We start from the raw sequence: 13,290 nt of genomic DNA on the forward strand, positions 1-13,290 counted from the left end.
GGCTCTTCGCTGTCGACGCGGGCTCAGTTCTCCTTGACCACCACGGTCTTGGCGAGCTTGTCGTGGAAGGTCTGCTGCAGCGGCTTGTCCCACAGCTGCGACAGGCCGTTGACCAGCACCACCAGCGAACCGATGAACGGGACGATGTACGGGCCGCCCCAGACCGCGGCCCGGGTCCACAGCTCGTTGTCGGTCGGCCGCGCGCCGGTGGCCACGCTGACCACCCGGAGCTTCATGACCTTCTTGCCGACGGTCTGGCAGTGCTGGGTGCTCATCATGACGCCGTCGTAGACGACGTAGGCGATCGCCAGCAGCGCGAAGTAGCCGAAGCTGAACAGGCCGAAGGCCAGGTTGGCCACGACCCCGATGACGACGCCGAGGATCAGACCGTCGATCAGCCGGGCCACGAAGCGGTCCACCGGCGTGGCCAGCACCCGGGTGCCCGGCACCGGCGGCATGCCGGGGCCCTGGGGCGCGCCGAGCCAGCCCGGCCACTGGCCCTGCGGGGCACCGTAGCCCGGCTGCTGCCCATAACCCGGCTGCTGGCCGTAGCCCGGCTGCTGCCCGTACCCGGGCTGCTCGCCGTAGCCCGGCGCGGGCGGCGGCGGGGGCGGGGCGCCGTAGCCGCCGTTCGCCGGCGGCTGCTGCTGACCGTACGGGTTCTGGCCGTACGGGTCCTGCGGCCCGTAGCCAGGAGGAGTGTTGCTGCTCATGCGTCCGACTCCAGGTCAACTGTTGGGGATCCTGGTGCCGTTGTACCCGGTCCGGGGCGAGCCATGGAAGACGATCCGACAATCGTTACTCAGTGCCAGCCGTAACGGTGCCGCAACGAGTCCACCACCAGCTGGAAACGGTCCCGGTCCAGGGCGCACGCCTCGCGCCGCATCCCGCCGTCGTGCACCCGGAACACCCGGTCCAGGGCCACCCAGGAGTCCCGCCCGCTGCGGTCCCACGGGCCGGCGCCGAGCGGCACCCAGTCCGGGTCCTGGTCGTGGCCCTTGCTGGACAGCATCACCGTCAGCAGCGAGCCGGACCGCTCCCGGGCCACCACCAGCACCGGGCGGTCCTTGCCGCGGCCGTCGTTCTCCTCGAACGGCACCCAGGTCCACACGATCTCGCCCGGGTCCGGGTCGCCGTCGTGGTCCGGCGCGTACGCGGTGTGCACCGACCCGACCCGCTCGGCCGCGATCTCCACCGTGGCCTCGGCGCCGAACCGGCCGGGCTGCTCCGTCTGCTCGTTCAACTCATGCATGGCGGAAGGCTATCGACCGCATCAAGCCCCCCACGCCGGGCCGCCGGCAGGTGGGCGCCGCGGAGGGGGCGCAGTGGGTCGCGGGCCGAACGGCCGTCAGGCGGCGCGCAGCTCGGCCGGAACCGCCGCGTGCAGGGCCGCCGCGAACGCCGCCACCGCCGGGTGGGCGGCCGCGCCCGCGCGGAAGGCGGTGCGGGTGCGGCGGTGGATCGGCAGGCGGGTCAGGGCGACGTTCGGGGGGCAGTGGCCGGTGCCCAGGTGGGGGACCAGGGCCACGCCCTGGCCGGCGGCCACCAGGGCGAGCTGGGCCGCGAAGTCGTCCACCCGGTGCCGGACCTTGGGGCTGAACCCGGCGGCCTGGCAGGCGCGTCGGGTGAGTTCGTGGCAGAGCGTGCCGGGCGGGGCGGAGATCCACGGGCTGTGCCGGTGGTCGGCGAGGGCGCCGGCGGTGCGGGCCGCCAGGTACATCGGCTCGGCGAACACCGGGCCGGTCAGCGTGATGCCCTCCTCCGGCTCGCCCGGCACCAGGTCGTACTCGTGCACCAGTGCCAGGTCCAGTTCGCCCGCGCGCAGCGCCGCCGCCACCCCGGCCGGGTCCACCTCGCTCACCATGGCCTCCAACTCGGGGTGCCGGGAAGCCAGTTCGGCCAGCGCGGCCGGGACGAGGGCGCGCACCGCGGACGGGTAGGCGCCGATCCGCAACGGGCCGGCCAGGCCGCTGCGGGCGTGCGCCAGCTCGGCGTCCGCCCGCTCCAGCAGCTCCAGCACCGCCTCGGTGTGCCGCACCAGGTTCCGCCCGGCCGGGGTCAGCGCCACCCGCCGCCCGGTCCGCTCCAGCAGCGGCACCCCCGCCTCCCGCTCCAGCACCGACAGCTGCTGGGACACCGCCGAAGGACTGAACGCCAGGGCGTCCGCCACCGCCGCGATCGTCCCCAGGTGGGCCAGTTCGCGCAGCAGCCGCAGTCGTCGCACATCGAGCATCGGCTCAGCTTACGAGAACCATCGGAAATGTGAACTGGACCCGCACGGTCGGCGCCCGGCAGGCTTCCCCCATGGAACTGCACGGCATTCACGTCCCGCTGGTCACTCCCTTCACCGCCGACGGCGACCTCGCCCTCGACGCCCTGGAGCAGCTGGCCCGCGACAGCCTGGACGCCGGCGCCACCGGACTGGTCGCCCTCGGGACCACCGGCGAACCCGGTTCCCTCACCGACGCCGAACAGCACACGGTGATCGAACTCTGCCGCCGCGTCACCGCCGAGTACGGCGCCGTGCTGACGGTCGGCGCCGGCCACGGCGGCACCGCGCGGACCGCCGAGGCGCTCGGCCGGCTGGCCGGCCGGGCCGACGCCGCCCTGGTCGCCGTCCCCGCGTTCGTCCGGCCCGGCGAGGCCGGGGTGCTCGCCCACTTCCGGGCGCTGGCCGCCACCAGCCCCGTGCCGCTGGTGATCTACCACATCCCCTACCGCACCGGGCAGCCGCTGAGCGCGGACACCCTGCGGGAACTGCTCGCCCTGCCGCAGGTCGCGGGCCTGAAGTACGCCCCCGGCGGCATCGACGAACAGGCCGTCGCCCTGCTGGCCGCCGGCCCGCGCGGCGTCCTGGCCGGTGACGACCTGTTCCTGTCCCCGCTGCTCGCGCTCGGCGCCGACGGCGGCATCCTGGCCTCCGCGCACCTGGAGACCGCCCGCTTCGTCGCCCTGCACCGGGCCTGGGCCGACGGCGACGTGCCGCTGGCCCGCAGGCTCGGCGCGGAGCTGGTCGGGGTGTCCCGGGCCGCGTTCGCCGGACCCAACCCGACCGCGCTCAAGGCCCTGCTGCACCGGGCCGGCCGCATCCCCACCCCCGCGGTGCGGCTGCCGCTGCTCGCGCACGAGTGACGGATCCGCGCAGGATTTCCGGCCCGCGGACGCCCTGACGAAAGGGATTGCCGCGCTGGACGGCAGGCGTTCACGCCTTGGGACGCCTCCGCGCACACCCGCTCTGACAAGGCATGATGGCTTTGCACAACGTAGGAGGAGGAGACTCGGATGAAGGTCGGCATCGTTGGAGCCACCGGTCAGGTCGGCGGCGTGGTCCGCGAGATCCTGGCGGAGCGCAGCTTCCCGGTCGAGCAGCTGCGGCTGTTCGCCTCGGCCCGCTCGGCGGGGCGCACCCTGCCCTGGAAGGACACCGAGGTCACCGTCGAGGACGCCGCCACGGCCGACTACCGCGGCCTCGACATCGTGATCTTCTCCGCCGGCGGGGCGACCTCCAAGGCCCTCGCCCCGAAGGTCGCCGAAGCCGGAGCCGTCGTCATCGACAACTCCTCCGCCTGGCGCCGCGACCCCGAGGTCCCGCTGATCGTCGCCGAGGTCAACCCCGAGGCGATCGCCGAGCGCCCCAAGGGCATCATCGCCAACCCGAACTGCACCACCATGGCCGCGATGCCCGTCCTGCGGCCGCTGCACGGCGAGTCCGAGCTGCTCTCCCTGGTGGTCTCCACCTACCAAGCGGTCTCCGGCTCCGGCCTGGCCGGCGTCTCCGAGCTGCACGAGCAGGCCCGCAAGGTGGTCGAGGACGCGACCGCGCTGGTCCACGACGGTGCGGCCGTCGAGTTCCCCGAGCCCGGCGTCTACAAGCGGCCCATCGCGTTCAACGTGCTGCCGTTCGCCGGCGCGCTGGTCGACGACGGCAGCAACGAGACCGACGAGGAGCAGAAGCTCCGCCACGAGAGCCGCAAGATCCTCGGCATCCCCGAGCTCAAGGTCTCCGGCACCTGCGTGCGCGTCCCGGTCTTCACCGGTCACTCCCTCCAGGTCAACGCCCGCTTCGCCCGCCCGCTCACCCCCGAGCGCGCCACCGAACTCCTGGCCTCCGCCCCCGGCGTCGCCCTCACCGACATCCCCACCCCGCTCCAGGCCGCCGGCCAGGACCCGAGCTACGTCGGCCGGATCCGGGTGGACGAGACCGTCGACAACGGCCTGTCGCTGTTCCTCTCCAACGACAACCTGCGCAAGGGCGCCGCACTCAACGCGGTGCAGATCGCGGAGCTCGTCGCGGCGGAGCTGCGCGGCTGACGGCCCGTTCGATCCCCGGGGCGCGGGAGGCGGAGAGCCTCCCGCGCCCTTTCGCTCGCCCGGGGTCCTCGGCGGCGTCTACGCTTCGTCATGGGGAGTGCAGGACAGCCGAATCGGGGCGGGTGCAGATGAGTGCGGAGATCGTCCAGCTGGTCGAACAGGCGGGCCCGTACGTGGCCTCGGCCGTCGGCGCGTACGGCACGGCCGTGCTGACGCGCGCGGAGGACGCGGCGGTGGACGCCACCGCGAACCTCGGGCGCCGCATCCTGCAGGCCGTGCTGCGGCGCCGACCCGGGCAGGCCGCCGAATTGGAAGGGGCCGTCGACGACGCGGCCGCCGACCCGGACGACGCCGACGCGGCCGCGGCGCTGCGCCAGCAGCTGAAGCGCGCACTGCGCGAGGACGCCGAACTGCGGGCGGAACTCGCCGGGTTGCTGCCGAGCGGGGGGATCACCATCACCGCGTCCGGCGAGCGGTCGATCGCGGCGTACAGCATCGGGACGGTCAACATCGACAACGGACGCTCCGGCACGCGGTGAATCCGGAAGCCTCCGGCGAGCGGTCGGTCGCTGCCGGGTGGATCGGCGCCGCCGTCACCGGCGACGTGATCGGCCTGCCCGCCGAGATCCTCAACGCCGCCCGCGACGTGCAGGCCCCGCCGGGCCTCACCAATCTTCCGCCCGCGCCGCTGTGCCTCGGCCGGGAGGCCGAGCTCGTCCGGCTGCACGAGGTCGGCGACACCGCGATCATGCAGGCGTCCACCGTGCACGGGCTCGGGGGCGTGGGAAAGACCACCCTGGCGCTGGCGTACGCGCACCGGTACCGGCACGCGTACAGCGCGGTGTGGTGGATCAACGCGGACTCGCCGACCCGGATCGAACAGTCGCTGGCGGAACTGACGCGGCGGCTGCTCCCGGGGCTGACGGCCGATCGCGACCGCGTCGCGTGGGCGATGGCGTGGCTCCAGTGGCACCCGGGCTGGCTGCTGGTCTTCGACAACGTCGAGGCGGTCGCGGACCTGTCCCCGTACCTGGGGGCGCTCGGCGGCGGACGGCACCTGATCACCAGCCGGCGCGCGGTCGGCTGGCCGAGGAGCATGCGGACACTGGCGCTCGGCACGCTCGATGCCGAGCAGGCCGTCGAGCTGATCCGCGCCACCGCGTACGGGGAAACCGAGTTGACGGTCCGTGAACTCCAGGACGTCCGGGCCCTGGCTGCCGAACTCGGTTACCTGCCACTGGCGTTGGAACAGGCCGGCGCCTACCTCCGGCAGAACCCCACCGTCACCATCCCGGCCTACTACCGCCGCCTACCGACCAAGCTGGACAAGGCCGTTGACGGCCTGGACGCCGAGCGCACCATCGCCCGGATCTGGACGCAGACCCTCGACGCGCTCACCGTCCGCGACCCGCGTGCGGTGGAGCTGCTGCGGACGTTGGCGTGGTTGGCGCCGGACGAGGTGCCCGTCGGGTTGCTGGAGGCGGACGGCGTGGACCCGGACGAGCCGGCCGAGGCGCTGGGGCACCTGGCCGCCTACAGCATGGCGACCGTCACCCGGGACACGGTCAGCGTCCACCGGTTGGTGCAGCAGGTGCTGCGGGTGAATGCTCCGGAGGGGCGGCGCGAGGCCGAGCAGGCGGTGGTTCGGGCGCTGGACGGGTTGGATCCGGAGGCCGGGGAGTGGGACTCGCTGATCCCGCAGTTGATCGCGCTGGCCGAGAGCAGGCCGGGCGGGCACGACGACGAGGCCGTCACCGATCTCTACCGCCGCGCAGGATGGCGTCTCGACACGCAAGGACGCCTTGCCCGCGCCACTGCCCTCCTCGAAGCGGTCGTCGCACAGCGCGAGCAGAGCCGAGGCGAGCTTCATCCCGACACTCTGGCCACTCGCAACAATCTGGCCTGCGCCTACCGGGCGGCCGGCGATTTGGGGCGGGCGGTGCCGCTGTCGGAGACCGTGCTGGCACAGTGCGAGCGGGTTTTCGGGGAACTTCATCCCCATACGCTGACCAGCCGGAACAATCTCGCCGACGCCTACCAGTTGGCCGGTGATCTGGGGCGCGCGGTGCCGTTGTGGGAGACGGTGTTGGGACAGTGCGAGCAGGTCTTGGGCGAACTTCATCCCGATACGCTGCTCATCCGCAGCAATTTGGCTTGCGTCTATCAAACGGCTGGTGATCCGGGCCGTGCGGTGTCGTTGTTGGAGACGGTGCTGGCGCAGCGTGAGCGGGTTCTTGGGGAGCTTCATCGCGACACGCTGACCAGCTGGCAGTACCTTGCCGATGCCTACCGGGCGGCTGGTGATCCGGGCCGTGCGGTGTCGTTGTTGGAGACGGTGCTGGCGCAGCGTGAGCGGGTTCTTGGGGAGCTTCATCCCGATACGCTGGGCACCCGGGACAGCCTTGCCAGTGCCCTCCGGGCGGCTGGTGATCCGGGCCGCGCGGTGCCGCTGTCGGAGACGGTGCTGGCGCAGCGTGAGCAGGTTCTGGGGGAGCTTCATCCCCATACGCTGACCAGCCGGAACAATCTGGCCTGTGCCTATCTGTCCTCCGGTGACGCCGGCCGTGCGGTGCTGCTCTTCGAGCTTGTGCTGGCGCAGCGCGAGCAGGTTCTGAGCGCCCTTCATCCCCATACGCTCCTCAGCCGCGGCAACCTTGCCCAGAGCTATGCGGAGGCCGGCGACCCAGTGCGTGCGGTGCCGCTGTTGGAGGCAGTGCTGGCGCAGCGCGAGCAGGTGCTCGGTGAGCAGCACCCAGACACGTTGATCAGTCGTCAAGGGCTGGCGTTGGCCTGCGCGATGACCGGCCGACCGGATCGGGCGATCCCGCTCTTCGAGGCCGTGGCCGCCCAGTACGAGCGGACACTCGGCGGCGCCCATCCCACCACCGTGGCCGTGCGCAACCAGCTCGCTCGGGCCCGCCGCGAAGCCGGCACCGGGTAGCCGCTACTGCCCCGGGTGCGCCGCCGTCCCGTCGACCGTGATCGGCAGCTCCTCCGACGTCGCGCCGCCCGTCCACTTGTCGCCCGGCGAGTACCACTGGTACGTCCCCGAGACGTGGGCGGGCAGTTGCATCGACACCCGGCCCTCGCCGTCCGTGTCGACCACGGCGATGGTGGTCCAGACGTGGGAGTCGGCGGGGCGGAACTGGAGGAAGACGGCGGTGGACTGCTGGGGGATGTAGCCGTGCTGGTCCCACATGGCGCGTTGCAGGCGGGCCTTGAGCTGGACGGGCTGGTCGGGGGCGGCGGTGGTGGGGGCGGCGGCCTGGTCGAACAGGGCGGTGCGTTTGAGGGAGAAGCCGCCGGCCGACTTCGACACGTAGCGGTCGCCGTCGTTGGCGCGGATCCGCAGGTCGACGAACCAGGTGCCGGCCTGGTCGTCGAACAGGACGCGGGAGGTGGCCGCGGCGGTGGCCTCGCCGGTGCAGCGGCTCACGGTGCCGGTCTCGTCCAGGGGGACGCAGGTCATCGGGCCGACCTTGAGGGTGGAGTAGTTCGGGCCCCACAGGCCGATCGGGTCGACGGCGCGGATGCCGGAGCGGTCGGTGGCCGTGACCTCCACCGGGAAGGTCCGGGTCTCGGTCGGGCCGAGTTCGAGGGTGCGGCCGCCGTTGACGACGACGGACACCAGGGAGGTGTCGCCGCGGGAGGTCTCCGGGACGGTCGCGGGCACCAGGACGAGGGCGACCGCTCCGACCGCCGCCACTCCGCACAACGCCACCGCACTTTTCCGCACGGTGTCCCAGTATCCAGGGTCGCGGGGGAAACCTCCGGCGCGGTTCGGGGAGCGAACGAGGGGTAAAGGTGTGCGCAACGGTGGCCGGGCTGCCTGGCGGCGTCCCCACCGCCGCGGCACCGGGCCGAGGAGGAGGTGCCGGAGATGGACCGCTGTGTCGTCCTGGTCGACGCGGGCTACCTGCTGGGCGCCGCCGCCAGCCTGCTCGCCGGGGAGCCCGGCCGGTCACGGATCGCCGTCGACCACCCGGTGCTGATCGGCGCGCTGCGGGAACGGGCCGAGGAGGAGACCGGGCTGCCGCTGCTGCGGATCTACTGGTTCGACGCGGCCATCGACCGCAGACCGGTGCCCGAGCACCGGCGGCTGAGAGTGCTGCCCCGGGTGACCGTCCGGCTCGGCGCGCTCACCCGGGCCGAGGGCCGCTGGGTGCAGAAGGGGGTGGACGCCGCGATGCACGCCGAACTCAGCGAGCTCGCCCGCAACCACGCCTGCGCCGACGTGGTGCTGGTCACCGGCGACGGCGACCTGCTGCCCGGGGTGGCGTCCGCCAAGGAGCACGGCGTGGCCGTCCACCTGTGGGCGCTGGAGGCCGCCGACGGCGACTTCAACCAGTCCGAGGAACTGGTCGGCGAGGCCGACGAACGCCGGGTGCTCGACCGCGCCTGGATCGAACGCTGGGCCCGCCCCCGGGAGACCGGCCACGAACCCGTCGCCGCCGTCGCGCCGGTCGCCGTGCTGCCCGCCCCGCCGCGCCCCCGGGCCGTGGTCGTCCCCGCCGCCGTCGCCGCGCCCGGCGGGCGGCCCGCCCCGTTACGGGTCATCCCCACCCCCAAGGACCTGGCCGGACGCGCCCCGGTGCCGGTTCCCGCGCCGCCGGCCGCCGTCCTCGGCGGGCCGGTGCTGCGCTGGTCGTCCGACCGCGGCTGGCCGGAGCGCGCCGACGCCCCCACCGCCGCCGACGCGCTGCCCACCCTGGACCGCCTCACCACCGCCGCCCAGCGCTGGGCCGACCGCGAGGAGGACATCACCAGCGTCGGCGGCGACCCGCAGGAGGTCGGCCAGGTCTTCGCCCGCCGCTGGCTCGACCGGCTCGCCCCCGCCGACCGCCCCGCCCTGCTGTGGACCGACCACCCGCGCATCCCGCACCGCCTCGACGGTGAACTGCTGCGCTACGCCGCCCGGTTCGGCCTGCTCGCGCACAAGGAGGACCAGATCGACGAGCAGGACCGGTACGCCATCCGGGAGGGCTTCTGGAAGGAGATGGCCGCCCGGATCCCCGACACCCGCCAGCCCCAGGGGCTGCTGGAGGACAGCTGACCGCCGCCGACCGTGCGACCCGCGTGCCCGGAAGGTCCGGTGCGACGCGTAGAGTCTTCCGTCGTGAGCAAGGCACCTCAGGGCTGCTGCACCGTCAGCGGCCTGGTCAAGACCTACCGGGCGGGCGGCACCGAGGTCCGGGCCAACGACGGCATCGATCTCGCCGTCCGGCGCGGCGAGGTCTTCGGGCTGCTCGGACCCAACGGGGCCGGCAAGTCCACCCTGGTCCGCCAGCTCACCGGCCTGCTCCGCCCCGACGCCGGCACCATCGAGCTGCTCGGCCACGACATCGTCCGCCACCCCGAGCGGGCCGCCCGGCTGCTCGGCTACCTCGGCCAGGAATCCACCGCCCTCGACGAGCTCACCGTCGCCCTCGCCGCCGAGACCACCGGCCGCCTGCGGGGCCTGTCCCGCGCCGCCGCCCGCGCCGAGACCGCCGACGTGATCACCGAGCTCGGCCTCGAACCGCTCGCCCACCGCCCGCTCGCCAAGCTCTCCGGCGGCCAGCGCCGCCTCGCCTGCTTCGCCGCCACCCTGGTCGGCGACCGCCCGCTGCTGGTCCTGGACGAACCCACCACCGGCATGGACCCGGTCGCCCGCCGCGCCGTGTGGAGCGCCGTCGACCGCCGCCGCGCCGACCGCGGCACCACCGTGCTGCTGGTCACCCACAACGTCATCGAGGCCGAGACCGTGCTCGACCGGGTCGCCGTGATCGACGGCGGCAAGGTCATCGCCTGCGACACCCCCGGCGGCCTCAAGGCCCTGGTCGACGGCCACGTCCGGCTCGACCTGGTCTGGCGGACCGACGCCCCGACCGGCGTCCCCGCCGTCGCCGCGCTCGCCGACCGCGCCGAACGCACCGGCCGCCGCTGGACCGTGCGCACCACCCCCGACGAAGCCCGCGAACTGGTTGCCGCCGTCACCACCGGCCCCGCCTTCGCCGCCCTCGACGACTTCACCCTCGCCACCCCCACCCTGGAGGACGCCTACCTCCGACTCGGCGGCCGGCACGGAGGACTCGCCCGATGACCCTGCTCGACGCCCCCGCCGCCACCGCCACCGGACAGGCCGCGCCGCTGGCCCCCGCCGCCCGGCTGCTGCCCGCGCTCGCCGCGGTCTACCGCGCCCAGCTGGCCCGCGCCAAGGTCTCCCGGATCCCGCTGCTGTTCGTCGCGACCTTCCAGTCCATCGGCATCCTGGTGATGATGCGCGGCGTCGTCGACCCCGGCGACAACCCCTCCGCGCACGCGGTGGTGGCCGGCTCCGCCGTCCTGGTCGTCGCCTTCGTGGCGCTCAACCTGCTCGCCCAGTACTTCGGGAAGCTCCGCCACACCGGCGGCCTCGACCACTACGCGACGCTGCCCGTCCCGCCCGCCTCCGTGGTCCTCGGCACCGCCGCCGCGTACGCCTCGTTCACCGTGCCAGGCGTGTTCGTCACCGCCGCCGCCGGCAGCTGGATGTTCGACCTGCCGATGGGCCGGCTGTGGATCCTGCTCGCCGTCGTCCCGCTCGCCGGAGCCGCGCTGGCCGGCCTCGGCGCGGCGCTCGGGCTGCTCGCCCCGCGCCAGGAACTCGCCACCCTCGCCGGACAGTTGGGCATGTCCGCAGCCCTGCTGCTGGGCGTCCTGCCGGCCTCCCGGCTGCCCGTGCCGGTGCAGTGGCTGCGCGACCTGCTGCCCTCCACCTACGGCGTCGACGCGTTCGCCCTCACCTTCGCCCCGCACCCCGACTGGGCCCGCGTCCTGCTCGACCTCGGCGTCTGCGGCGCCGTCGGCCTGGCCTCGCTGACGCTCGCCACCTGGGCGTACCGGCGCGCCGCACGCTGACCCGTTCCCGTCGGGAGCATCCGCCGCCGGGAGATCGACAGCGGCGGGGGCGGCCATGAAACGATGGGGGCGTGACCGTACCGAACACACCTGCGGGTGACACGCCGCCCGGGGCGGACCCGTTCGCCCCGCCCCACCCGACGCAGTCGCCCGCCCCCGTCGAGCGGCCGCCGGTCGGCCCCGAACTGCGGATCGGAGCGATCATCGCTGTCGCCGGGACGGTCCTCGGCGTCGTCCTCGGCCTGCTCTGGCTCTGGCTCTCCCCCCGGATCGGCTTCGAGGTCCAGGACAACCGGATCCTCTACCGGGACCCCGAAGGCGAAGCCCAGGTCGCCGCCGTCGGCGTCTTCTCCCTGCTCGGCCTCGTCCTCGGCGTGGTCACCGCCCTCGGCGCCTTCCTGTGGACCCGCGCCCGCGGCGGCGGCATCGCCGTCGCCGTCGGCCTCACCACCGGCGGCCTGCTCGGCTCCGTCATCGGCTGGCAACTCGGCACCCGCCTCGGGCCCACCACCGACCTCCGCGCGCACGCCCTCTCCGTCGGCAACGGCGGCACCTTCGACGGCCCCCTGGAGCTCACCGCTCACGGCGCGCTCCTGGTGTGGCCGATGACGGCGACCATCGTGCTGCTCGCCCTCTCGGCGACATTCGGCAAGCGCGAGCCGGACCGGCCGCCGTACTGGGCGATGCCTCCGCAGTAGCCGGCGCGAACCAGGGGCGGGGGGAACTGCGCGACAAGCGCAAAGCCGGTCCGCAAGGTCGCGATCACGTGCAGGTCGTTGTCCGGCATCGCGATCTTGCGGTCAGGTGCGTTCCCCTTCGCGCAGTTCCCCGCGCCCCTGGCTTCTCCCGATCGCCCACGTGACCGCGTTCGTCAGACGGACCAGGTCCGCCGGGGCGAGCTCCACTTCCATGCCGCGCTTGCCGGCGGAGACATAGACCGTGGGGTGGGCCAGGGCCGTGGTGTCGATGACGGTGCGGAGCTTCTTGCGCTGGCCGAGGGGGGAGATGCCGCCGAGGACGTAGCCGGTGGTGCGTTCGGCGGTGGCGGGGTCGGCCATGGTGGCGCGCTTCGCGCCGAGCGCGGTGGCGAGGGCCTTGAGGTCGAGTTGGCCGGAGACCGGGACGACGGCGACGGCGAGGGTGCCGTCGGTCTCGGCGAGGAGGGTCTTGAAGACGCGGCCCGGCGGGACGCCCATCGCCTCGGCGGCCTCGGCCCCGTAGGAGCTCGCGGCGGGGTCGTGGGCGTACTCGTGGACGGTGAACGGGACCGCGGCGGCGTCGAGGGCGACGGTGGCGGGGGTGCCGCCGGCGGTCTTCTTCTTCGGCATGGCGGGGGAGTCCTCAGTTCGGGCTGAACGCCTGGCGGGTGAGGTCGGCGGCGGGCAGGGACGGGAGCTTGGCGATCACCGCGCTCTCCCGGCGGAGCAGTTCGAGCTCGCGGGTGAGGCGCTGCGCGGTGTCGGGGCAGGCGAGGAGTTCCTGCTTGACGGCCACCGGCAGGGTGGTCGCGGCGGCGACCAGGTAGGAGAGCACCTGCGGGTCGTCCGGGAGGTCGGGTTCGCCGTTGAGGGTGGCCTCGCGGGCACCGGCCAGCCGCTTCTGGTAGGTGCGGAAGGCGCGTTCGACGCCGGCGGCGAGCGCGCCGGAGCCCTCGCCGGGCTGCTCGGGCACGACGGAGACGTCGCCGACCAGGTAGGGGCCGGTGGCGTCGATCGCGCGCAGCCGGAACCGGGTGGTGCCGGTGACGAGGAGTTCGTAGCGGCCCTCGGGCTGGTCGCGGACGGAGGCGATGTCGGCGACGCAGCCGACCGGGTGGAGGGCGTCCATCGGGTCCTCGCCGGGGGCGCCGATGCCGTCCAACGGGCCTGCGGGGCCGTCGACTTCGCGGACCGGCGCGGTCTCCCGGCCGTCCCGGATCGCGACCACGCCGAAGCGGCGCGGTTCGTCCTCGGGCAGCTTCTGCAGGTCGGCGACCAGGTGGCGGTAGCGCTCCTCGAAGACGTGCAGGGGCAGCACCAGACCTGGGTACAGGACCGTGTTGAGCGGGAAGAGCGGGAGCCGTTCAGTCACGGCGGACAGCGTAGTTCCCGTCGGCCCGCC

At 73.8% G+C, this 13,290-nt stretch carries 14 protein-coding genes; 8 read left to right on the forward strand and 6 right to left on the reverse strand.

Annotation, left to right across the window (positions count from 1 at the left end; translation table 11 throughout):
• Window positions 1–23: 23 nt before the first annotated feature.
• The 3 genes from ACI1MP_RS27515 to ACI1MP_RS27525 all read right to left on the reverse strand — a co-directional run bounded on the left by ACI1MP_RS27515 (window position 24) and on the right by ACI1MP_RS27525 (window position 2,233).
• On the reverse strand, window positions 24–713 hold the full coding sequence (locus tag ACI1MP_RS27515) for an RDD family protein (RefSeq protein ID WP_404869700.1): 690 nt from the start codon (window positions 711–713) through the stop codon (window positions 24–26).
• An 89-nt stretch (window positions 714–802) separates the two neighbouring features.
• Window positions 803–1,252, reverse strand: coding sequence for a type II toxin-antitoxin system PemK/MazF family toxin (locus ACI1MP_RS27520; RefSeq protein ID WP_100587004.1), 450 nt, complete (start codon window positions 1,250–1,252; stop codon window positions 803–805).
• Window positions 1,253–1,348: 96 nt separating this feature from the next.
• Complete coding sequence (locus ACI1MP_RS27525) at window positions 1,349–2,233, reverse strand: LysR substrate-binding domain-containing protein (protein WP_380340066.1); 885 nt, start codon at window positions 2,231–2,233, stop codon at window positions 1,349–1,351.
• Window positions 2,234–2,262: 29 nt separating this feature from the next.
• On the opposite strand from ACI1MP_RS27525, the gene ACI1MP_RS27530 reads away from it, so the two are divergent.
• From ACI1MP_RS27530 to ACI1MP_RS27545, 4 genes are all read left to right on the forward strand, one after another.
• A complete protein-coding gene (locus ACI1MP_RS27530) occupies window positions 2,263–3,132 on the forward strand; it encodes a dihydrodipicolinate synthase family protein (protein ID WP_404869701.1) in 870 nt (289 codons plus the stop codon).
• A 150-nt stretch (window positions 3,133–3,282) separates the two neighbouring features.
• On the forward strand, window positions 3,283–4,311 hold the full coding sequence (locus ACI1MP_RS27535; RefSeq protein ID WP_404869702.1) for an aspartate-semialdehyde dehydrogenase: 1,029 nt from the start codon (window positions 3,283–3,285) through the stop codon (window positions 4,309–4,311).
• A 128-nt stretch (window positions 4,312–4,439) separates the two neighbouring features.
• On the forward strand, window positions 4,440–4,850 hold the full coding sequence (locus ACI1MP_RS27540) for a hypothetical protein (RefSeq protein WP_189271343.1): 411 nt from the start codon (window positions 4,440–4,442) through the stop codon (window positions 4,848–4,850).
• Complete coding sequence (locus ACI1MP_RS27545; RefSeq protein ID WP_404869703.1) at window positions 4,847–7,252, forward strand: tetratricopeptide repeat protein; 2,406 nt, start codon at window positions 4,847–4,849, stop codon at window positions 7,250–7,252. Before ACI1MP_RS27540 ends, ACI1MP_RS27545 begins: the two co-directional genes overlap by 4 nt.
• 3 nt (window positions 7,253–7,255) lie before the next feature.
• Here the strand turns inward: ACI1MP_RS27545 and ACI1MP_RS27550 are convergent, their stop codons facing one another.
• The gene (locus ACI1MP_RS27550) at window positions 7,256–8,047 is read right to left on the reverse strand and encodes a hypothetical protein (protein ID WP_404869704.1); all 792 of its coding nucleotides are present in this window, start codon (window positions 8,045–8,047) and stop codon (window positions 7,256–7,258) included.
• Between the two features lie 144 nt (window positions 8,048–8,191).
• Between ACI1MP_RS27550 and ACI1MP_RS27555 the strand changes: the two genes are divergently transcribed.
• The 4 genes from ACI1MP_RS27555 to ACI1MP_RS27570 all read left to right on the forward strand — a co-directional run bounded on the left by ACI1MP_RS27555 (window position 8,192) and on the right by ACI1MP_RS27570 (window position 11,888).
• Entirely contained in the window at window positions 8,192–9,364 is a 1,173-nt protein-coding gene (locus ACI1MP_RS27555; protein WP_404869705.1) for an NYN domain-containing protein, read from the forward strand.
• A 63-nt stretch (window positions 9,365–9,427) separates the two neighbouring features.
• Entirely contained in the window at window positions 9,428–10,393 is a 966-nt protein-coding gene (locus tag ACI1MP_RS27560; RefSeq protein ID WP_100586998.1) for an ABC transporter ATP-binding protein, read from the forward strand.
• Complete coding sequence (locus tag ACI1MP_RS27565; protein WP_380340050.1) at window positions 10,390–11,190, forward strand: ABC transporter permease; 801 nt, start codon at window positions 10,390–10,392, stop codon at window positions 11,188–11,190. Before ACI1MP_RS27560 ends, ACI1MP_RS27565 begins: the two co-directional genes overlap by 4 nt.
• Before the next feature lie 71 nt (window positions 11,191–11,261).
• Window positions 11,262–11,888 (forward strand): DUF2567 domain-containing protein, encoded by a 627-nt coding sequence (locus tag ACI1MP_RS27570; protein WP_380340047.1) that lies wholly within the window; start codon window positions 11,262–11,264, stop codon window positions 11,886–11,888.
• A 102-nt stretch (window positions 11,889–11,990) separates the two neighbouring features.
• On the opposite strand, the gene ybaK is transcribed toward ACI1MP_RS27570, so the two are convergent.
• Together ybaK and ACI1MP_RS27580 are read right to left on the reverse strand one after the other, a co-directional pair.
• Window positions 11,991–12,518, reverse strand: a complete 528-nt coding sequence (ybaK, locus tag ACI1MP_RS27575) for a Cys-tRNA(Pro) deacylase (RefSeq protein ID WP_404869706.1) — start codon at window positions 12,516–12,518, stop codon at window positions 11,991–11,993.
• Window positions 12,519–12,531: 13 nt separating this feature from the next.
• Window positions 12,532–13,260, reverse strand: a complete 729-nt coding sequence (locus ACI1MP_RS27580) for an LON peptidase substrate-binding domain-containing protein (protein WP_380340041.1) — start codon at window positions 13,258–13,260, stop codon at window positions 12,532–12,534.
• Between the last annotated feature and the right edge of the window lie 30 nt (window positions 13,261–13,290).

The sequence above is a fragment of the Kitasatospora griseola genome (genome assembly GCF_044999035.1).
Classification (GTDB): Bacteria; Actinomycetota; Actinomycetes; order Streptomycetales; family Streptomycetaceae; genus Kitasatospora; species Kitasatospora griseola.